The following is a 20,393-nucleotide window of genomic DNA, read 5'->3' on the forward strand; positions in this document are numbered from 1 at the left end:
CGTCACCGTGGACGGGCCTGGATGTCGGTGAGAGCCACGAAGGCCGGACGCGCCGCAACCGACGCGTGCGTCAAGACGCCCGACCAACGTAAGGCAGACTATTCGACTGTGGCTCCGGACTGCTCGACCAGCGCCTTCATCTTTGCCGCCTCGGTCGCGAGAAATGCGGGAAATTTGTCGCTTCCAATATCAAGCACGAGCGAGTCGCCGACGCTGTAGTACTCCGTCATCGTCGAAGTTTTCAGCGCTTCGGCGAGCGCGGCATCGAGTTTCCGGACGATCGGCGACGGAGTGCCGGCGGGCACGAGGAACACACCCCATGCTGCGATCTTCATGTCCGGGTAGCCAAGCTCTGCGAAGGTCGGGACGTTCGGAAAGTTCTTCATCCGCTCGTCGCTCGCAGTCGCGACAGCAAGGACCTTGCCCGTTGCGATGTGGTCTCTCATGCCACTCGGGAATTCGAAGCCGATATCAAGCACGCCGGACAGCAAGTCGGCCTGCAGCGACGGACTGAGCCTGTAGGGCACGTGCGTCATCTTGATGCCGGTCAACTGCTGCAGCAACTCGCCCGCCAGATGTCCGGGGGAGCCGTTTCCAATGGAGCCATAGTTGATCGCGTTCGGATGCTTCTTCGCGTAATCGATGAACTCAGGCAGCGTCTTGTAGGGCTTCGATGAATTGAACACCATCATGTACGGGTTCGATGCGCCAGCGCGAATGGCGGTAAACGAGGTCGCGGGATCGAAGGAAAGCTTCTTGTAGAGCCAGGGAAAGATCGCCATCGCTCCGGACGAACTGAAGATCATGGTGTAGCCGTCCGGCTTTGCGAGCGCGGCGAGCTCCATGCCGAGGATACTGCCCGCGCCAGGTTTGTTGTCGACCACCACTGTTTGCCCGAGTTTCTCCGACAGCAGGCGCGCGATCAGCCGTGAACTCGTGTCGGGATTGCCACCGGCCGAGAACGGCACGATCAACGTGATGGGCCGGTTGGGGTAATCGTCCGCGGCGAATGCGTGTGGTGTTGCCGCAAGGAGTGCAATGGCTGCGGCAACGACGGCAATCCAGATCCTCATGTGCGGCTCCCGGATTCATATTCAAGCGTACGGGGATCGTCAGTCTGCTGTCGCGCCGGAGCGTTCGACGAGCATCTTCAGCCGGGCCGTCTCCTTTGCGAGGAAGTCCGGAAACTGCTTGTGATCGACGTCGAGCACGACCGAGTCGCCGATGGCGTAGTAGTCGGTCATGACCGGGCCTCGGATCGTTTCGGCGATCGCCGCATCAAGCTTTTCGACGATCGGTAGCGGCGTGCCGGCGGGCACCAGCAATGATGACCATGCCGCGATTTTCATGTCCGGATAGCCGAGCTCGGCGAAGGTCGGCACACTCGGAAAATTCTTCATGCGCGCGTCGCTCGCCATCGCGATCGCGGCCAGTTTTCCGGACTCGATGTGCGCCTTGACGCCGCTTGGAAATTCGAAGCCGACATCCAGCACACCCGACAACAGATCGCCAATCTGCGTGGCGCTGACCTTGTAGGGTACGTGCGTCATCTTGATGCCGGTCAACTGCTGCAGCAGTTCGCCGCCAAGATGTCCGCTGGAGCCATTGCCCACAGAGCCGTAGTTGATCGTGTTCGGGTGCTTCTTGGCGTAATCGATGAATTCGGCCAGCGTCTTGTACGGCTTGGCGGGATTGAACACCATGACATATGGGTTCGAGGCGGCCGCGCGGATCGCAATGAACGATTTCGCCGGATCGAAGGAAAGGTTCTTGTAGAGCGAGGTGAACGTCGCCATCGGCCCCGACGAGCCGAAGATCAGCGTATAGCCGTCCGGTTTTGCCGCGGCGCCGATCTCCATGCCGAGGATGCCGCCGGCGCCCGGCTTGTTGTCGATCACCACGGTCTGGCCGAGCTTCTGCGACAGCACGCGCGTGAACGGGCGCATGCTGTTGTCTGCGGCGCTGCCCGGCGAGAACGGAACGATCATGGTAATCGGACGGTTCGGATAGTCATCCAACGCGCGCGCGTCGACGACAAGCGCTGCGTAGATCGCGATAACGATAAGGCTTCGGATGTTCATTTCTGGCGTTCCCCCGTTTCTTGTCGTTGTCAGCTCATCGATACGTGATCGCTGCGTCAGCCTGGCGAGGCGAAGTAGGCGTCGAGAAAGTCGAGGTAAGGTGTGCGCCAGCCCTGACCCACGCGGATCTCGTCATCGAGCTCGAGGTAGCGCTCGTCGGCGTCATTGACCGGCCAGTGCGGCAGGTCGCCGCCGTTCGGGTTGCCGGTGCCGGCGAAGCGGACCCAGGCATCCTGGATCGTTTCCGCCAGTTGTTCGTCGACCGCGTCATAAGGGGCGGCATCGAGCTTTGAGGCGGCAGCAAGCGAAGCGAACACGTACGGCACGTCGTCGCCGTGGTTGGGCGGGCCGCAGCCCGGTCGCTGCCGCCTGAGCAGATAGCGATAGACCGGCGCGCCCTTTGCGGTCAGACCACGCGCGACACCGCGCGCGCCGTCGTTGAACTGGGTATCGGCGAACATCGCCGCGACGATGACGCGTGCATCTTGCGTGGTGTTGCCAACGTAAAGCTCTCTCGCGCGTTGCGCCGAGCGGCCAAAGCTCTCGTCGATCAGTCGGTCCAACGCCTCGGAGCTTGTGACATCCCATGCAGCCGTCAGCTTGCGACCTTCGTCCGCATTCGTTCCGACGATCGAGGGCAGGGGAAGGATGTCGCCGCGGCCATAGGCGTCTCGTTCGTCGCTTCGGATCACCCATCCGTCGCGAATCGGGCGCAGCACACGCGGCGTCGTCAGGCCGCGCTGCTTCGGGACCAGCAGCGGCGTTTTCGCCAGGATTTCCTCGCTCGACATGCGGCGGAGCGCGGTGATGTCCTCACCGAGCTTCCGTCCGGCGGCTTCCGCTTCCTGCAGAGTCGCGAGCGGACGGAACGCGCCGGGACTTTGCTGGATCGTCTGTTGAAACAGCCCGCGGGAAAGCCCGGAGGTCAGAAGCAGCGAGATCAACGCTCCTCCGGCGGAGACGCCGAAGAGCGTCACTCGGTTCGGGTCGCCGCCGAATGCATCGATGTTGCGCTTGATCCAGGCCATTGCCGCCAGCGTGTCGAGCAGGCCGTAGTTTCCCGAGCTGCCGTGCTCCGATTCCGCGGTGAGCGCGGAATGCGCCAGGAAGCCGAGCACGCCGATCCGATAGTTGATCGAGACGACGACGACGCCCTTGCGCGCAAAACGCTCTCCATCGCAGCGTGGGTCCGAGGCGCTGCCGGCGACAAAGCTGCCGCCGTAGAGCCAGACCATCACGGGTAGCTTGTTCGACGTCCGTCGCGCCGGGGTCCAGACGTTGAGCGTCAGGCAATTTTCGTCCATCCGTTCGGCGCGCGTGCGCGTGGTGGGCGCCTGTGGCGGGTCGGCGCCGAACGTTTGCGCCGAGCGAACGCCTTTCCAGCTGGCAGCGGGCTGCGGTGGCCGCCAGCGCAGGTCGCCCGTGGGCGGCGCGGCATAGGGGATTCCCCTGAAGGAGATCACGTCGTCACCTGAGCCGCACAGGAGACCGGTTTCGACTGCAGCGATTCTAAGATCGTGCCTGTTCGGACGTTCGGCGGGCACTGGCTTGTCCATGCACTTCTCCCTATAAGAGCAGCAGGGCGGACCGACGCGCTGGCGTCGCGTCCATCGCGCGTCGAGGAGCTGAAATTTGGTTGGACGACCCCGGCAACAGAAACCGTCGAGCACGCTTTCGCGCCGCCAGGGACTCGATGCAAAAAGGCAGGAGGTCCACCAGCAGTCGGCGCTGGGGCGCGGTCTGCTGATCCTTCGGGCCTTCGAGATCGGCGATCCGCCGCTCGGCAATGCCACGCTCGCCGAACGCACCGGCCTTGCGAAGGCAACGGTCTCGCGCCTCACGCAGACCTTGCTGGAGCTCGGCTACCTGCAGTACCGCGGCGAGATCGGCAAATACGAGCTCGCGCCGAGCGTGCTCGGACTGTGCCATTCCTATCTCGGCAACATGCCGGTGCCGGCGGTGGCGCGGCCGGCGATGCTCGAGCTTGCGCGGGAGGGCCAGGTTAATGTCGGTCTTGCCATCCAGGATGGACTGAGCATGGTCTATGTCGAATCGGCGCTTGGCGAGCCGATGAGCGGCCGGCAGCGCGTGGGCCTGAGCGTGCCGATTCATGTCAGCGCGATCGGGCTTGCCTGCATCGGTGGCATGACGGCGGAGCAGCGCGAAGCGCTGTCGCGGCAGCTCTTCCAGGCGTCGACGCCGGAGGAGTGGCGTATGATCTCGGCCAGGATCGACGAGGCCACCGCCCAGGTGCACACGCGCGGATTCTATCTCGGCCTCGGTACGCTGAGCCCAAACACGAACATGCTGGGTGTGCCTTTTTTCTATGAGCCGTCCGGTGTGATGATGGCGTTCAACTGCGGCGGCTCGTCGCCGGTGCAGACGGCGGAGAAGCTCAGCGGTCTCGGTCCCAAACTGATCGACCTTGTCGTGCGCGTGCGAGGCGAGCTCGGCACGATGTCTGCGCCCTATACAGTGCGGCGTTGACGAGCCGTCCCTGCGAGGAAGGCCGTTTGTCATAGATCCAGCACCAATGTCGGGGTCAGGCTCGCCCCGCAGCAAACCATCATCGTCTCGTTCGAGGCTTTTTCCTCCTCCGACAGGATCATGTCGCGATGGTCGGGAATGCCGGCGAGCACGCGCGTTTCGCAGGTGCCGCAGATGCCTTGTTCGCAGGAAACCTTCACGTTCAGGCCGGCGGCCTGCAGCGCCTGCAGCAGCGTCTGCCCCGGCCGAACGGTGAGCGTCCGTTTCGACTTTGCAAGCTCGACCGTATATGCGCCGTCGCTCGCGGCGACGTTGTCGGGCGCGCTGAAGCGCTCGAGATGCACGCGCGCCGAAGGACGGCCTGCGCAGGCCGCCTCGAATGCGACGAGCATCGGCGCCGGCCCGCAACAATAAAGCTCGGCATCTGGCGGCGCACCGGCAATGATGGCCGCAATATCGAGGAGCCGACCGTCCTGCTCGGCGTCAACATGCAGGTGGATGCGCCTGTCGCCTTCATCGATCTCCGCAAGCAGCGCCTCTGTGCGCATGCGCACCGCGTAGTGCAGTCGGAAATCGCGGCCGAGCGCTTGCAGGCGGTCGATCATGCAGAGGATCGGCGTGATGCCGATGCCGCCGGCGATGAGGACCGACGATGAAGCGTTCTCATTCAGTGCGAAATTGTTACGCGGCAGGCCGATCTTCAAAACGCTGCCGACACGGACCTGCTCGTACAGAAAGCGTGAGCCGCCGCGCCCCTGTTCCTCCAGCTTGATGCCGAGCAGGTAGCGCGACCGGTCGGCCTGCGAACTCGCGATAGAATATTGACGGATGGTGCCGTTCGGCAGATTCACGTCCACATGCGCGCCAGCCGTGAATTTCGGCACACTGCGTCCATCCAGCGTCCTAAACTCGAACAGGTTGGTGCCCTCACCGCCGTAAAGAATGGCGGTCAGCCGCATGTGGATGGCACCGTTCGCATCGACGGGTGCTTGCATCTCGGCGGGGATGCGAGAGGGAATGCGGTTCAACATGCGTGTGTCCACCGCCGCGTCTTGGCGTCGAAGGTCATCGTTCGCGCACCATGAGCACACGGTCGATCTGGCCGGCGCGACTGAGGCCGGCATAGCCTTCGACGCGATCGAGATCGATGATGACGGCCGTGCCGAGCTGCGCGAAGTCATGCGCCTGCTCCACGGCGGGAGATGCATTGTAGATGCGCAGCCGTTCGGCGTTGTCGGTGGTGATGCGGGCGCGGCCCTGGAATTGATACGTCGATTTGCTGTCCTCGTTGCGATACATCAGCGCAACTCTTGGATTGGCTCGGATCGACCGCAGCATCTGTCCTTGCGTGTTACGCACCCACAGCGCCAGCTGATCGTCGCCGAACGCTTGCACGGAGCCGCGAAACGACAGCACCGGCTGTCCGCGTTCGTCCGTGTAGGCGATCAACATTGGATGTCGTGTCGCCAGAGCGTTGTCGACGAGGTCTTTCAACTTCGGTGTCAGGCGAAGCGCGGTTGAAGGCGCCGGGCGAGGCGGCAGGTGCTGATGCTGCACGGCGCTGATGCGCTCGCCGTCGAAGCGGAACGTCAGCACCACGCCGGCGCGCGGGGCGTCCTTCGGCAGTTGTCCGGTCGCGCGGGTGCCGTCGGCGATCAGTTCGGGCGTGGTCCAGGCGGCCTGCCGATACATTTCACGCGTCGGCTGTCGGGCGATGCGGTCGAGCACGCTGTCGACCCCAGACAGATTGACGCCGAGGGCCGTGAAGGCCGGCGTCTCGGTCAGGAGCGGGCGCATGGCCGCTTCATCGCTCTGCGAAAGCGCCTCCAGCATCCGGCGCGTGGTCTCGATCCGCTCGTTCATCGGACGGGCCGCCGGCGGCACGAAAGAGGCGTCATAAGCGCCCGCGCACGGAAAACGGAACGAAATTCTGTACGCATGCTGGCCTCCTTTGCCGCTTAAAATTGACAATTCATACAAAACGGAATTATATTCCAATTTATGGCGCGCTGTCGAGCGCGCCCAGGCGAGCACCAGGTCGAATTTTCAATCGCAGGGGGCGAACGCCCTCATTTCATTCGCGGGAGCGCACACATGGCCTCAGCAATCGAGACCGACGAACTGACACGGGTTGGCCCCGGGACGATCATGGGCGATTTGATGCGCCAGTATTGGATCCCCGCCGCCAAATCGAGCGAGGTGAAGGCTGGAGGCGAACCGCTGAAGCTCTTGCTGCTCGGCGAGAAACTGGTCGCCTTCCGTGACGAAACCACGGGCCGCGTCGGCGTCATGGACCAGCGCTGTCCGCATCGCTGCGCGTCGCTGTTCCTCGGCCGCAACGAGCCTGGAGGGCTTCGCTGCATCTATCATGGCTGGAAGTTCGACGTGGACGGCAATTGTCTGGAGATGCCCAACGTCGCGCCGGCACAGCGCTTCGAGGACAAGGTCAAGGCGAAAGCCTACAAGGTGAACGAACGCGGCGGACTCATCTGGGTCTACATGGGGGCGCGCGCGGAAGCGCCGCCGATGCCGATGATCGAGGCGACGCTGCTGCCGGAAGAGGAGATCAACGCGCAGTTCGTGCAGCGCGAATGCAACTGGATGCAGGCGCTCGAAGGCGACATCGACACCTCGCACTTCAGCTTCCTGCACATCGGCAGCGTCACGGCCGACCAGGTGCCCGAAGACAGCATGCTGAAGTATCAGATCGCCTGCCGTTCGCCGGAATATCACGTGGCCGACACCGAGTGGGGCACAATGTACGCCGCCTATCGGCCGACCGAGGATGAGCGCATCTACTGGCGCTTCGCCCAGTTCGGCTTCCCGTTCTGGGCGCAAGTGCCGCAGGGCAACATCATCGACCGCGTTTCCGCGCGCGCATGGGTGCCGATGGACGATCACCACACCATGTCGGTCACACTGAACTGGACCAAGATGTCGCGCGCAACATCGTCGCTGAAGGACGGCAAGCCGATACCCGGCGCGATGCCGCAACTGGACATGCTGCCGAACGAAAATGAGTGGTACGGCCGCTTCCGCCCCAACGCGAACGACCGCAACAACTACTTCATCGACCGGGAAGCGCAGCGCAACGGCACCATCTACTCGGGCATCACCCACATCCACATGCAGGATCAGGCGGTGACCGAGAGCATGGGACCGATCACCGACCACGATTTCGAACATCTTGCGCCGTCCGACCAGATGATCGCCCGCACGCGACGTCGTCTCGTGCACGCCGCCCGCGCTCTGCGTGAGAAGGGTACCGTTCCGCCGGCCGTCGATAATCCGGAAGTGTTCCTGCGCGCCCGCTCGGGCGAATGCTTGGTGGCGACCAGCGACTGGCGCGAAGCCTATGCTGCGAAGCTGCAGGAGATCGTGCGTCCTGCCTATGCGGTCGCGGCCGAATAGGACGACGTGCATCGGCTCTCTTCTCGCTCTGCCCGCGATCGCTGTTGCGGGCAGGCTGAGAAGCACCCCTGACAAAGAACAAGAGGAAACGACAATGGCGAAGATCGTCCTGGGCATGGCCACCTCGCATGGACCCCTTCTGTCAACGCCGCCGGAACAGTGGGGCGAGCGCGTCAAGGCCGACCGGACCAATCCAGCGCTCTGGTTTCGGGGCACGCCCTACAAATTCGATGCGCTCGAGACGCTGCGTTCGGCGGAAAAGCTCGATCAGAAATCCGAGCTGGCTGAGCGCCAGACCCGCTACGCGCGCTGCCGCAAGGCGCTCGATGCTCTGGCGGCCACGTTCGAGACGGCCAATCCGGACGTCGTCGTGATTGTCGGTAACGACCAGCAGGAGATCTTCTGCGACAAGAACATGCCGGCATTCTCGGTCTACTGGGGCGAAAGCGTCACCAACCGTCCGCCGACCGAGGAGCAGATGGCGAAAATGCCGCCGGGCTCCTCGCTTGCAACCTTCGCGCACCGACCCGAGAAGGAGACGCATTATCCGTGCGCGCCGGACCTTGGACGCCACATCATTCAGACGATGATGGACAAGGAGTTCGACGTCGGCACCTCAAAGGCGTTGCCGAGCGACGGGCTCGAATGGTCACGAGACTCGTTGCCGCATGCGTTCGGTTTTATCCTGCGGCAGATCATGAAGGATCGGCCTGTTCCGCACGTGCCGGTCATGATCAACACCTTCTATCCGCCGAACCAGCCGACGGCGCAACGCTGCCACCGCTTCGGCCTCGCACTGAAAGAGGCGATCGAAGGCTTTCCCAAAGACGCGCGCGTCGCGGTGATCGCCTCGGGCGGCCTGTCGCATTTCGTCGTCGACGAGGATCTTGACCAGAAATTCCTCGGCTTTCTCAAGAAGGGCGACGTCAAGGGCATGACCACTATGCCCGAGACGTTTCTGCAGTCGGGCACGTCGGAGTTCAAGAACTGGATTCCCGTCGGCGCCATCGCCCACGGCGCCGGCCTCGCCATGGACGTGGTCGATTACGTTCCTTGTTACCGCTCGTCGGCGGGCACGGGCAACGCTATGGGGTTCGTCCGTTGGACGTGAGCACGCTGTCCACCGCGCGGAGCGAAGAAACGATGTCGGACAGGTCTGAGGACTTTCGACAGTCGGTACGCGCCGTGGCGCTCGCGCGGGCCGAGCGCGACCGCGAGACCGGGATCAGCCCTCCGGACGCGATGCTGCCGCGCCAGCGCCACTGGCAGGAGTTGCACCGCCTGTCGCGCAAGTTCGACATGGAGACGCGGCAGCTGATCGAGCAGGTGGTGGCAGCCGCCAACATCGAGCTCGGCCCGCACGGATTTCGTATCCAGCCCACGCGCATCATGCGTCGGCTGCCAGGCGAGGTGAACGGCGCCGCCTGGCTGATCGCGTCCGAGACCGGCATTGAGCCGAGCGGCACGCTGACGTTCAAGTTGCGCGATACGGGCCGGCTTTGCATCGAAGCGGAAGGCTTGCCGCTCGCGATCCGCTTCGACGGCGCCGATCGCAAGGAGCTCGAAATGCCGCTCGACGAGCTCACCCGCGCGCACGTGGAGGCGGCGTTCCTAAGCTTTATTCGCGAAGTCCTTGGCGGCGCCCAGCACGCGTTTGCGGACGATTGAAACGCACTGGTGCTCGATCTCGGGACTTCGATGCAACGGGGGGCCGGGGATGAGATCGGGTGCAATGATCCTCGCAGCATTGCTGTCGATGGGGACGACGGGCTCGTCGGCGGAGGAATATCCCACTCGGCCGATTACCATCATTGTGTCGGCCGGGGCGGGCACGACCGGCGACAACGGCATAAGAATTCTTGCACGTTTCATGGCCGCAAGGCTTGGGCAGCCGGTCGTCGTCGAGAATAAGCCGGGCGCTGCCGGAATTGTCGGAACAGAGGCCGGAGCCCGCGCGAAGCCGGATGGGTATACGCTGACTTTCACTTACTCGACGGCGATGGCCGTTTACCCGTGGCTGCACAAGAAGCTGACATACGATCCGGTCAAGTCGTTTGCTCCGGTGCATACGACCTCCCAAAGTGGGCTTGTGATGCTGGTCAATCCGCAAAGGCCGTACAAGTCCTTGTCCGAGCTGATCGAGTTTGGAAAAAACAATCCCGGCAAGATCAATTACGGGTCACTCGGTATCGGGACAGGTGCTCACCTGACTGCAGAACTGCTGCAGCTGCGCACCGGAATCAAGATGGAGCACATCGTCTACAAGCTGGGGACCGCTATGTTGGCGGACCTTTTGGCTGGCGTCATTGACGCTGCATTCGATCAACCGAATACACCTCGCCCACACATCGAGTCGGGGAGGTTGAGGGCGATTGCAATGACACACAAAGAGCGACTTCCGACGTTCCCCGATATTCCGACATTCGCCGAATTGGGATTACCGGACATAGACATGACCAATTGGGGAGTCATCGTCGCTCCGGCGGGCACGCCCCGTCACATTGTCGAGAAGCTCAGCGCTGTGATCGCCGACGCCAAGAAGGAGCGGGAGGTCGTTGATTACTATAAGCTCGGAGATTCCACGGTCATCGACTTGGATTACAATGCATTTCCGGCGTTTCACGCGGCTGAGCTGAAGAGCTACAAGGAGCTCATCGAAAAGGCCGGCATCACCCTTGACGGCCATTGAGCCCAAGCATGAACACCTGAGTTGGCCGATGCCCCTAGAACCGATCTTCGATGTCGCCCATCTTGGCCATGTCGAACTCCTGAGCGACAAGCCGGAAGCGAGCCTCCACTTCTTCGTCAATGTGCTGGGTCTCACCGAGAGCGGGCGCGAGGGCGACAGCGTCTATCTTCGCGCCTACGACGACTACGAGTTTCACACGCTGAAGCTGACCGCCTCAAACAGCACCGGCATGCGCCATGTCGGCTATCGCGCAGCCAGTCCGCAGGCGCTGGAGCGGCGCGTGAAGGCGATCGAACGGCTCGGCTGCGGTATCGGCTGGAGCGACGGCGACCTCGGCCACGGCCCGGCCTACCAGTTCCACGATCCGGACGATCACGTGTTCGAAATCTATTACGAGACCCGCCGCTACGAGGCACCGGAGGACCAGAAGCCCGCGCTGAAAAACCAACCGCAGCGTTTTCCTGCGCGCGGCGTCGCGACGCGGCGGCTCGACCATTTCAACCTGCTGGCGGTTGATGTCGATGCCATCCGCGATTTCCTGCCGAAAGCGCTCGGCAGCCGCGTCACCGAGCAGATCGTGCTGAACGACGGGTCGGTGGGCGGCTGCTGGTTCACGGTCAACAACAAGTCCTATGACGTCGCCTATACGCGCGATGCCACCGGCACGCGCGGACGCTTCCATCACATCACCTACGCGGTGGATCAGCGCGAGCACATCCTGCAGGCGGCCGACATCTTTCTCGAAAACGGCGTGCACATCGAGACCGGACCGCACAAGCACGCCATTCAGCAGACGTTCTTCCTCTATGTGTACGAGCCCGCCGGCAACCGCGTGGAAGTCGCCAATGCCGGCGCCCGGCTGATCCTCGCCCCCGACTGGCAAACGGTCACCTGGGGCGAGGAGGAACGCAAGAAGGGGCAGGCGTGGGGTTTGAAAACGATCGAGTCCTTTCACACCCACGGCACGCCGCCGGCAAAGCCGGGCTGACTGGTGCCGGGTCAACGAAGACCGGCCAACGTCTCAGTTGGACATCAACCTGTCGAAAACCGGATCGGGGTCGTCGACCTCGACCAGGCGTTTGCCCGTGATCACCCAGATCCGTGTTGCCAAAGCGCGCACAAAAGCACGGTCATGGCTGACCATGAGGCAAGCCGCACCATGCTCGATCAGCTCGCTCTGCAGCATGTCCTGCCCCTCGATATCGAGATGATTGGTCGGCTCGTCCAGCAGATAGAAATTCGGCTGTGCCAGCCGCAACAGCAGCATCGCCAGCCGCGCTCGCTGTCCTCCCGAAAGGCCAGCAATCGGCGCAGCCTGAGCATCGATGGCGATTCCCGCGCCGGCGAGCTGGGCGCGAGCATGATGCTCTGTCAGATCGCTTGACCGCGTAACCGCGTCCAGAGGCGTCGCAAAGCCATCAAGCTGGGATAGTGCCTGGTCGGAATGGCCGAGCCTGAGGCTGGCTGCGCCGCGGATATCCGGCTCCGATCCCGCAAGGGCCGCCTGCAGCCGCTTGACGAGCCGTGTCTTGCCGGCGCCGTTGGCCCCGAGCACGGCCAACCGATCCCCTTTCTCGATCCAGAAGCGCCCGGTGCGAAATAGAAGCCGCCCGTCCGGCGTCGTGATCGCTGCGTCATCGATTGTCACCAGCGCCTTCGCATGAGTGCCGCTATTGGTCAGGCGGATCGCACCGGCCGACCGCTCCTGATGCGCGGGTCGCGCCCGCTGTTCGAGCTTGTCGGCTCGCGCGGAAAGCTGTCTGGTCTTCACCACCAGCAGATCCGATCCGGAATTGATGCCGATGTTCTTGAGCTTCGCCGCCTGCTGTCGCAGCGCCTTCACCTTGCGCATGTCGTTGTCGAATTGCCTGTCCCGGGCGGCGTCCTGTTCTTCCAAGGCCCGCAGGGCGGGGGAGTAAGGCAGCGAGAAATCCGAGCTTTGCTCCGGGCGCAGGAACATGGTGCGGTTGGTGACATCGTCGAGAAAGGCGCGATCATGACTCGCTGCGATCACCGCGCAATCCCGCGGCAAGGCGGCGAGAAACCTCTGCAGCGCGCCGATCCGGCCGATATCGAGATGATTGGTCGGCTCGTCGAGCAGGAGCAAATCAGGTTCGACCACCGCGGCCCTCGCCAGAAGCATCGTCCGTTGCCAGCCTCCGGAGAGATTCTGAACGGCAGCGCCCCGTAAGGGCTCGTCCACGGCGAGATCATCGAGCAGGACATCGACCCGCCAGCCTTCGGTTGCAGCAACCTCCGGCGCGAGAGCGTCGCGCACAGCATCATGGAAGCTCAGGGACTGCAGACGTTCGGGCGGGTCCTGCGGGGCGAGCGCGACCACCAGCCCGCGCGCGCGGGTGATGCGTCCCGCCGTGGCTTCTTCCTCTCCCGCCATGACGCGCAACAGAGAAGACTTGCCCCGCCCATTGGCGGCCACAAGGCCGAGGCGGTCCCCTTTGGCGATTGCGAAGCTGAGCCCGGCAAAGAGGGGCTCGCGACGAGTGAGGGAAAGATCTTTGATGGCGATCAGGGACATTGCAGTCTCATCGAGTCAGGAAGGCGCTGCGATGCGCGCCGGAAAGGCTGACGATGAGACGGCGATGTGGTCCCTATGTCAGCCCCGCGAGATGAAGCGCGGGGCGGAGACAGGTCCGCGGGTTCGATTGTGGAAGCGATGACCGAGCACCGGCTTCCTCCTCTGGTTCAACTTGAAGATAAGGAATCTTATCAAGACCAATTCGTGCGGGCAAGGCTGCGGCTCTGTCGGCATTGCGAGCCTGTCGCATTCGAAGTTTCAGGACGAATGCCGTACAGCAAGTAGCTGACGTGCATGGCACGCACAGCGACCTTGCGAGCTTCCGCAATTCTCGGCGCTTCTGGTTCGCCGTCAGGCCGCGCACGGTCGTGCGCGGCCGTCTTGCGCTTGTCGGCCGGCCTTACGAACAGCCCGTCGTGCTTCCGCAGGTGTCGCACTTCATGCAGGTGCCATTTCGCACCAGCGTGAAGTTTCCGCACTCGCCGCACATTTCGCCCTCGTAGCCTTTGGCCTTCGCCTCCGCGCGACGTTCGGCTTTCGACGGCTGGGCTTGCGGCTTGCTCCAGTTCAGCGTCTCGATTTTCTCCGTCGGCGACAGCTCGGTGTCGGGCTCAGCTTTCCGCGCAGTTGCGCCTTCCACCGTGTCGCTGCCGCGACCGCCGGCGAGGGCGGTGACACGGGCGCCGCCGCCTTGCGCGCCGCTTTCTGCTGCGGACGGCGAGGGCGAAGCCACGCCGCGCATGACCACAAGATTATCGGTGCGCGAGCGGGTGAGGCCCTTCGACAGATACTTGGTTGCGGTCGTGCCGTCCGGGGTCTTGCCTTCCTCGACGCCCTTGCCGAGCGCATCGAAGTTCGACTCGGTCGGGTCGACATGGGCGAGGTCGAACCTCGACATGTAGGAGACGGCGAGCTCCCGGAACACGTAGTCCAGGATCGAGGTGGCGTATTTGATCGAGTCGTTGCCTTGCACGGGGCCTGCAGGTTCGAAGCGGGTGAAGGTGAAGGCGTCGACATACTCTTCCAGCGGCACGCCGTACTGCAGGCCGAGCGAGACGGCGATCGCGAAGTTGTTGATGAAGGAGCGGAGTGCCGCGCCCTCCTTGTGCATGTCGATGAAGATCTCGCCGAGCCGGCCGTCGTCGTATTCGCCGGTGCGGAGATAGACCTTGTGGCCGCCGACGACTGCCTTCTGGGTGTAGCCCTTGCGGCGGTCCGGCATCTTTTCGCGCTCGCGCAGCACCGTGACACGCTCGACGATCTTCTCGACCACACGCTCGGTGAGCTGGGTTGCACGCGCCGCCATCGGTTTCTCGAGGAACGCCTCGACGTCGTCCTCGTCATCCTCGTCGGCGATCAGTTGCGAATTCAGCGGCTGCGAGAGTTTGGAGCCGTCGCGATAGAGCGCGTTGGCCTTCAGTGCCAGCTTCCACGACAGCAGGTAGGCGGACTTGCAGTCCTCCACCGTGGCGTCGTTCGGCATGTTGATGGTCTTGGAGATCGCACCCGAGATGAACGGCTGCGACGCCGCCATCATGCGGATGTGGCTCTCCACCGACAGGTAGCGCTTGCCGATCTTGCCGCAGGGGTTGGCGCAGTCGAACACCGCGTAGTGCTCAGGCTTCATGTGGGGGGCACCTTCCACCGTCATCGCGCCGCAGACGTGCACGTTGGCGGCCTCGATCTCACGCTTGGTGAAGCCGAGCGCTGCAAGCAGGTCGAAGTTCGGCGCGGACGAAACGTCAGGCCCGATGCCGAGCGTATTCTGGATCACGTCCTCGCCGAGCGTCCACTTGTTGAAGGCGAACTTGATGTCGAACGCGGTCGGCAGCGCCTGTTCGACCTTGGCGATCAACTCGTCGGTGAAGCCTTTGGCCTTCAGCGTCGCGTGATTGATGCCGGGCGCGTTGGCGAGTGAGCCGTGGCCGACGGCATACGCCTCGATCTCGGCGATCTCGCTCTCGCGATAGCCGAGTCGGCGGAGCGCTTCGGGCACGGCGCGGTTGATGATCTTCCAGTAGCCGCCGCCGGCAAGCTTCTTGAACTTTACCAGCGCGAAGTCCGGCTCGATACCAGTGGTGTCGCAATCCATCACCAGGCCGATGGTGCCGGTCGGCGCGACGACGGTCGTCTGCGCGTTGCGGTAGCCGTTGCTCTGGCCGAGTTCCAGCGCCTTGTCCCAGGCTGCCTTTGCATGGGCGATCAGGTCTGGCTGCGGGCAGCTTGCGTGGTCGAGGGGCACCGGATTGACGGACAGCGCCTCATAACCCGTGAGGTGGCCATGCGCCGCCCTGCGGTGGTTACGGATCACGCGCAGCATGTGCTGGGCGTTCTTCTTGTGACCAGGGAAGGGGCCAAGCTCCTTCGCCATCTCGGCCGACGTGGCATAAGCGGTGCCGGTCATGATCGCGGTCAACGCGCCGCAAAGCGCGCGGCCTTCCTTGGAGTCGTAGGGGAGCCCCATGGTCATCAGGAGGCCGCCGATATTGGCGTAACCGAGACCGAGCGTGCGAAACTCATAGGAGAGCTCGGCGATCGCCTTCGACGGGAACTGCGCCATCATGACCGAGATCTCGAGGACGATGGTCCAGAGCCGGCAGAGGTGCTCATAGGCATCGACGTCGAACCGGCGCGAGGCCGTGTCGTAGAAGTTGAGCAGGTTGGCCGATGCCAGGTTGCATGCGGTATCGTCGAGGAACATGTACTCCGAGCAAGGGTTCGATGCGCGGATGTCGCCGGACGCCTTGCAGGTGTGCCAGTCGTTCATCGCCGTGTTGAAGTGCAGGCCGGGGTCGGCGGACGCCCAGGCGGCGTAGCCGATCTTGTCCCACAGGTCGCGGGCCTTCAGCGTCTTGGCGATCTTCTTGTTGGTGCGGTTGACGAGATTCCAGTCGCCGTCCGTTTCCACCGCGCGCAGGAAATCGTCGCGCAGCGACACCGAGTTGTTGGAGTTCTGGCCCGAGACAGTCAGATAGGCCTCGGAATCCCAATCGGTATCGTAGGTCGGGAAATCGATTTCCTTGTAGCCTTGCCTGGCGAACTGGATCACCCGCTTGATCATGTTGTCGCTGACGAGTGCCCGGCGCGCCAGCTTGATCTCGCGGCGCAGGGCCGGGTTCTTTTCGGGGTCGAAGCAGTCGTCGCCCGAGCCTTCGCAGTTCACGCAGGCCTTCAGGATCGCCTTCAGGTGCTTCTGGTTCAGTTTTGAGCCGGTGACGAGGGCCGCGACCTTCTGCTCCTCCTTCACCTTCCAGTCGATGTAGGTCTCGATGTCCGGGTGGTCGGCATCGACGACCACCATCTTGGCCGCCCGGCGGGTGGTGCCGCCGGACTTGATCGCGCCCGCGGCGCGGTCGCCGATCTTCAGGAAGCTCATCAGCCCGGACGAGCGGCCGCCGCCGGAGAGCCGCTCGCCCTCGCCACGCAGGCGCGAGAAGTTTGAGCCGGTGCCGGAGCCATACTTGAACAGCCGCGCCTCGCGTACCCAGAGGTCCATGATGCCGCCCTCGTTGACGAGGTCGTCTTCGATACCCTGGATGAAGCAGGCGTGCGGCTGCGGATGCTCGTAAGCCGACTTCGACTTGGTGAGTTTCCCGGTCTTGTAGTCGACGTAATAGTGGCCCTGGCCCGGGCCATCGACGCCATAGGCCCAATGCAGACCGGTGTTGAACCACTGCGGCGAATTCGGCGCGACCATCTGGTGGGCGAGCATGTAGCGCAATTCGTCATAGAAGGCGAAGGCGTCGTCTTCCGACGAGAAGTAGCCACCCTTCCAACCCCAGTAGGTCCAACAGCCGGCGAGCCGATCGAACACCTGCTTGGCGGAGCGCTCGCTGCCGAAACGCTCAGTCTCCGGCAGCGTCGCAAGCGCGTCGGTGTCGGCTACCGATCGCCACAGGAAGGAGGGGACGGTCTCCTCTTCGACTTTCTTCAGCGCCGCCGGCACTCCGGCCTTGCGGAAATACTTCTGCGCCAGCACGTCGGAGGCAACCTGCGACCAGAAATCCGGCACCTCGACATTGTCGAGATGAAACACGATCGAGCCGTCCGGATTCTTGATCTCGCTGGTGGCCAGCCGAAATTGAGTTCCGGCGTAAGGTGATTCCCCTGCCTTGGTGTAGCGCCGTTCAATCCGCATCGAAGTCGTGCCCCGTCCTTGCATCTGGCAATCCGTCCCGAGGGCGGACAACCGGCTATTTTCATTTACGACCCGTGTGCCGCTCGCTTCACGCCAGCCGGCAACGGGATCGTGGCTCTGCCGGTGGCCCGGCCTGTCCTTCGCAGGGCTTGATTGGCAAAAGCGGAAGCCGCTTTGCCAAAGGCCTTGCTCCGTCAACGCCCCTTAACTGTTTTTTGCGCCCTGAGAGCTTGCCGGTTCCGCATCCGAAAAGCCGTCGGGCCAACTCAGCGCACACCGGGAGCCCGGGTCTGAAAGAGGCAGACAAACCCTCATCCGCTGCCTCAACGGGCTCGGCGGAGTGGGTGGGTGCAGACCCGTTTCAGGAGAGCGCCCGGCGAACCTCAAAACCACTCGCGCCGAACAGGCCGAACCTACGACTATCCGTTTGCGCCCGTCAAGCAGTAGTGCGATTTCCTGAATCAAATACTAAATATGGTGGAACTTGGGGAAAACCAGGGGGCAAACCGCGTCCTGATTGGAGCCAAGTATCAGTGAGTCCTCATGGATTCGGAAGCGCAAAAATTGTTTGGATGCGATCCTTCCTTCGACTGCTCCCGCTCTTCACAGGCAAAGTTTTTATTGTTGGTGAGGGGTTGTCTTGGGGAGACTCAGGCGTGCTCCCGGCGCCACTGCCGCTGGGAGCTGTCTTTGCTTTCGGTGACCTCCGGGATCGCATCGTAAAGGCGCGGGCCCATCTGCATGTCTGCGCGTTCTTTGGGCAGAGCCTCCGGCATTTCGGAGCGCAGGAAGGCCACCAGTTTCTCGCGCACCTCGCAGCGCAAGTCCCAGGACCGCGAGGAATTGCGGGCGCTGGCCAGTGCCCTGAGCTCCATCGTTCGTGAATTCGTATCGGTGACCTGCAGGTTGACGACGATGCAGCTTCGATTCGCGCAGGATCTGCTTCAGCCGTTCGCGAATCTTTTCCACATCGGCGGAGTAGTCCACATGCAGGATGACGGAGCCGATCAGCGAGGTGCTCTCGCGAGTCCAGTTCTGAAACGGCTTTTCGATGAAATAGGCGAGGGGCACCACCATCCGCCGCCAATCCCAAAGCCGGATGACCACATAGGTTGAGGTGATTTCCTCGACCCAGCCCCACTCGTTCTCGACGATGACCGCATCTTCGATGCGGATCGGCTGGGTGACAGCGATCTGCACGCCGGCGATGAGGTTGCTCAGCACCGAGCGAGCGGCGAGACCGACGATGACACCCGCCGCGCCAGCCGATGCGAACAGGCTGAGGCCGTATTGCCGGACGGAATCGAACGTCATCAGTGCCGTCGCCACCGCAATGATGACGATCAGCGAGTCGGCCACGCGCTTGAACACGCGCACCTGTGTGACGTGCTTACGGGCCAGAAGGTTGTCATCGACGTCGACGCGATAGCGCTGCAGATACCGTCCGGCCCCCATGTCGACGGCGCGCGTCGCAATCCAGCCGACCAGCGCGATGCAGATCACGACCATCAACTGGATGAGACCGTTGCGGATTTGATCGTCGAGCGGCGCCAGCGGCAACACCATTGCCGCCGCCGCGACGCCCATGGCGATGCGGCTCGGCTCGCGTGTCCGCTCAAGAATCGTCAACCACAACGAGCGGCGCGGGCCGATAACTCGTCGCACAAAAGTGACGACGACATGATGCACGACCAGTGCCAGGCAGACGGCGAATGCGACCAGTCCGAGACCAACGATCCAGTGGGGAATCCAACTCAAGGCCCATTCGACATCCTCCAGCACATCCACCATCCGCAGTTCCGCTCGCTTGACAGTTCAACAAGCGGACGTAACGCCGTGCGCTGCAAAAGGATCGTGCGCGTCTTTGCAAGTCGTCGTTGCATGCACTGCGAAGCAGCGGACGTCGACACCCTTGTGGCAGACAGCGACGTGGGTTCGGGTGTGGCGCTCGTGACCACGCCGCTGCATGAGGGTCTTCGTTCAAGCGATTGAATTTATTGCGTTAAGCTCTTCATCCATTTGCCGATGGTCGAATGCCGAAATTGCGGTCATTGTAATTGCCGATTCTCACCCATTGTCCTCGCGAGTCGGGGATCAGTCTTCCGGAGCATCAGCGCTGATCCGCAAACGCTGCGGTCTCTGGATGTGTGGCTGTTTCGCGGCGGTCAGCGATGAACAATAAGATCTCCGCAAGCGGCCTTGCGTTCCTGCTCGTGACGTCGATCGGCTGGGGCGTGAACTGGCCGATCATGAAATACGTGCTGGCACAGTGGCCGCCGCTGTCGGCGCGCGGATGGACTGGCGTCGCGGGTGCGGTGGCTTTGGCGCTCTACGCGTTTGCACGGGGCATCTCCTTGCGGGTCCCGCGAGACCAGTGGCTGTGGCTCGTGATCTCCGCCGTGCTCAACGTGTCGCTGTGGATGGCGGTGATGGGCTATGCGCTCGTCTTCGTGACGGCGAGCGAAGGCGCCGTCATCGCCTACACCATGCCCGTGTGGACTGCGCTGCTGGCCTGGCCTTTGCTCGGTGAGCGGCTGACATGGACGCGCGTGATCGCGCTTGCGATGGCGTTCGCCGGTCTGGTATCGCTGCTGGGCGGCAACGAGATGTCGGCCGGCATCGCCAAGCTGCCCGGCGTGCTGCTGGCGCTGGGCGGCGCCATCGGATTTGCGCTCGGCACGATCCTGCTGAAGAAACGGCCTCTGCGATTGCCCGGGGCGACTGCCGCGGCTTGGCAGATTGGCATCGGCTGCGCGCCGGTAGCTCTCGCCGGGTTGATCTTTGAGCGTCCCGAGGCTTCGACGTTGACGAGCGGCGGCTGGGCCGCGCTGGCCTACATGACGTTCGGGCAGTTCTGTATCGCCTACGTCTGCTGGTTTGCAGCCCTTGAACGTCTGCCTGTGTCAATCGCGGCAATCGGTACGACGCTGGTGCCGGTGATCGGCGTCCTCGTGTCTGCCGTGGCTCTGCATGAGCCGCTCGGCCCGGCGCAGATCGCGGCGCTGTTGCTCACGGTGGGCGGCGTGGCGCTGGCGGCGCGGTCTTGATGAC

General features: G+C 63.1%; 14 protein-coding genes and 1 pseudogene. 7 read left to right on the top strand and 8 right to left on the bottom strand.

Going from position 1 to position 20,393, the window contains the following annotated elements:
* Positions 1-98 precede the first annotated feature (98 nt).
* Genes RCO31_RS19655 through RCO31_RS19665 form a run of 3 tightly spaced genes read right to left on the bottom strand, consistent with a single transcriptional unit; the run spans position 99 to position 3,637 of the window.
* Positions 99-1,073 carry a tripartite tricarboxylate transporter substrate binding protein gene (locus RCO31_RS19655; protein ID WP_308970134.1) on the bottom strand — a complete coding sequence of 325 codons (975 nt, stop codon included), beginning with the start codon at positions 1,071-1,073 and terminating at the stop codon, positions 99-101.
* Between the two features lie 39 nt (positions 1,074-1,112).
* Positions 1,113-2,081 (bottom strand): tripartite tricarboxylate transporter substrate binding protein, encoded by a 969-nt coding sequence (locus RCO31_RS19660; protein ID WP_308970135.1) that lies wholly within the window; start codon positions 2,079-2,081, stop codon positions 1,113-1,115.
* Positions 2,082-2,137: 56 nt separating this feature from the next.
* On the bottom strand, positions 2,138-3,637 hold the full coding sequence (locus RCO31_RS19665) for a carboxylesterase family protein (protein ID WP_308970136.1): 1,500 nt from the start codon (positions 3,635-3,637) through the stop codon (positions 2,138-2,140).
* 76 nt (positions 3,638-3,713) lie between these two features.
* On the opposite strand from RCO31_RS19665, the gene RCO31_RS19670 reads away from it, so the two are divergent.
* Complete coding sequence (locus tag RCO31_RS19670) at positions 3,714-4,568, top strand: IclR family transcriptional regulator (protein WP_308970137.1); 855 nt, start codon at positions 3,714-3,716, stop codon at positions 4,566-4,568.
* 29 nt (positions 4,569-4,597) lie between these two features.
* Here RCO31_RS19670 and RCO31_RS19675 read toward each other — a convergent pair whose 3' ends face one another.
* Together RCO31_RS19675 and RCO31_RS19680 are read right to left on the bottom strand one after the other, a co-directional pair.
* On the bottom strand, positions 4,598-5,599 hold the full coding sequence (locus RCO31_RS19675; RefSeq protein WP_308970138.1) for a PDR/VanB family oxidoreductase: 1,002 nt from the start codon (positions 5,597-5,599) through the stop codon (positions 4,598-4,600).
* Between the two features lie 34 nt (positions 5,600-5,633).
* A complete protein-coding gene (locus RCO31_RS19680) occupies positions 5,634-6,431 on the bottom strand; it encodes a pyridoxamine 5'-phosphate oxidase family protein (protein WP_308970139.1) in 798 nt (265 codons plus the stop codon).
* 231 nt (positions 6,432-6,662) lie between these two features.
* On the opposite strand from RCO31_RS19680, the gene RCO31_RS19685 reads away from it, so the two are divergent.
* The 5 genes from RCO31_RS19685 (at position 6,663) to RCO31_RS19705 (ending at position 11,656) form a co-directional block, all read left to right on the top strand.
* On the top strand, positions 6,663-7,979 hold the full coding sequence (locus RCO31_RS19685) for a Rieske 2Fe-2S domain-containing protein (protein ID WP_308970141.1): 1,317 nt from the start codon (positions 6,663-6,665) through the stop codon (positions 7,977-7,979).
* Positions 7,980-8,073: 94 nt separating this feature from the next.
* Positions 8,074-9,090, top strand: coding sequence for a hypothetical protein (locus tag RCO31_RS19690; protein ID WP_308970142.1), 1,017 nt, complete (start codon positions 8,074-8,076; stop codon positions 9,088-9,090).
* Between the two features lie 32 nt (positions 9,091-9,122).
* Positions 9,123-9,647: a hypothetical protein gene (locus RCO31_RS19695; protein ID WP_308970143.1), complete on the top strand. Its 525-nt coding sequence runs from the start codon at positions 9,123-9,125 to the stop codon at positions 9,645-9,647.
* Positions 9,648-9,696: 49 nt separating this feature from the next.
* Entirely contained in the window at positions 9,697-10,668 is a 972-nt protein-coding gene (locus RCO31_RS19700) for a tripartite tricarboxylate transporter substrate binding protein (RefSeq protein ID WP_308970144.1), read from the top strand.
* Positions 10,669-10,696: 28 nt separating this feature from the next.
* Positions 10,697-11,656 carry a catechol 2,3-dioxygenase gene (locus RCO31_RS19705; protein ID WP_308970145.1) on the top strand — a complete coding sequence of 320 codons (960 nt, stop codon included), beginning with the start codon at positions 10,697-10,699 and terminating at the stop codon, positions 11,654-11,656.
* A gap of 33 nt (positions 11,657-11,689) precedes the next feature.
* Here the strand turns inward: RCO31_RS19705 and RCO31_RS19710 are convergent, their stop codons facing one another.
* The 3 genes and pseudogenes from RCO31_RS19710 to RCO31_RS19720 form a co-directional block, all read right to left on the bottom strand.
* The gene (locus RCO31_RS19710; RefSeq protein WP_308970146.1) at positions 11,690-13,204 is read right to left on the bottom strand and encodes an ABC-F family ATP-binding cassette domain-containing protein; all 1,515 of its coding nucleotides are present in this window, start codon (positions 13,202-13,204) and stop codon (positions 11,690-11,692) included.
* 400 nt (positions 13,205-13,604) lie between these two features.
* Positions 13,605-17,342, bottom strand: coding sequence for a vitamin B12-dependent ribonucleotide reductase (locus tag RCO31_RS19715; protein ID WP_308970211.1), 3,738 nt, complete (start codon positions 17,340-17,342; stop codon positions 13,605-13,607).
* Between the two features lie 650 nt (positions 17,343-17,992).
* Positions 17,993-19,133: pseudogene (locus RCO31_RS19720) on the bottom strand (mechanosensitive ion channel family protein).
* A gap of 380 nt (positions 19,134-19,513) precedes the next feature.
* On the opposite strand from RCO31_RS19720, the gene RCO31_RS19725 reads away from it, so the two are divergent.
* Positions 19,514-20,389, top strand: a complete 876-nt coding sequence (locus tag RCO31_RS19725) for a DMT family transporter (protein WP_308970147.1) — start codon at positions 19,514-19,516, stop codon at positions 20,387-20,389.
* Positions 20,390-20,393 lie beyond the last annotated feature (4 nt).

Source organism: Bradyrhizobium sp. LHD-71 (assembly GCF_031157255.1).
GTDB lineage: Bacteria > Pseudomonadota > Alphaproteobacteria > Rhizobiales > Xanthobacteraceae > P52-10.

Bases quoted from the DNA above. Each gene is read 5' to 3' on its own strand.
- RCO31_RS19655 (WP_308970134.1), bottom strand. From the start codon at position 1,073: ATGAGGATCTGGATTGCCGTCGTTGCCGCAGCCATTGCACTCCTTGCG.
- RCO31_RS19660 (WP_308970135.1), bottom strand. From the start codon at position 2,081: ATGAACATCCGAAGCCTTATCGTTATCGCGATCTACGCAGCGCTTGTC.
- RCO31_RS19665 (WP_308970136.1), bottom strand. From the start codon at position 3,637: ATGGACAAGCCAGTGCCCGCCGAACGTCCGAACAGGCACGATCTTAGA.
- RCO31_RS19675 (WP_308970138.1), bottom strand. From the start codon at position 5,599: ATGTTGAACCGCATTCCCTCTCGCATCCCCGCCGAGATGCAAGCACCC.
- RCO31_RS19680 (WP_308970139.1), bottom strand. From the start codon at position 6,431: ATGAACGAGCGGATCGAGACCACGCGCCGGATGCTGGAGGCGCTTTCG.
- RCO31_RS19685 (WP_308970141.1), top strand. From the start codon at position 6,663: ATGGCCTCAGCAATCGAGACCGACGAACTGACACGGGTTGGCCCCGGG.
- RCO31_RS19690 (WP_308970142.1), top strand. From the start codon at position 8,074: ATGGCGAAGATCGTCCTGGGCATGGCCACCTCGCATGGACCCCTTCTG.
- RCO31_RS19695 (WP_308970143.1), top strand. From the start codon at position 9,123: ATGTCGGACAGGTCTGAGGACTTTCGACAGTCGGTACGCGCCGTGGCG.
- RCO31_RS19700 (WP_308970144.1), top strand. From the start codon at position 9,697: ATGAGATCGGGTGCAATGATCCTCGCAGCATTGCTGTCGATGGGGACG.
- RCO31_RS19705 (WP_308970145.1), top strand. From the start codon at position 10,697: ATGCCCCTAGAACCGATCTTCGATGTCGCCCATCTTGGCCATGTCGAA.
- RCO31_RS19710 (WP_308970146.1), bottom strand. From the start codon at position 13,204: ATGTCCCTGATCGCCATCAAAGATCTTTCCCTCACTCGTCGCGAGCCC.
- RCO31_RS19715 (WP_308970211.1), bottom strand. From the start codon at position 17,342: ATGCGGATTGAACGGCGCTACACCAAGGCAGGGGAATCACCTTACGCC.
- RCO31_RS19725 (WP_308970147.1), top strand. From the start codon at position 19,514: ATGAACAATAAGATCTCCGCAAGCGGCCTTGCGTTCCTGCTCGTGACG.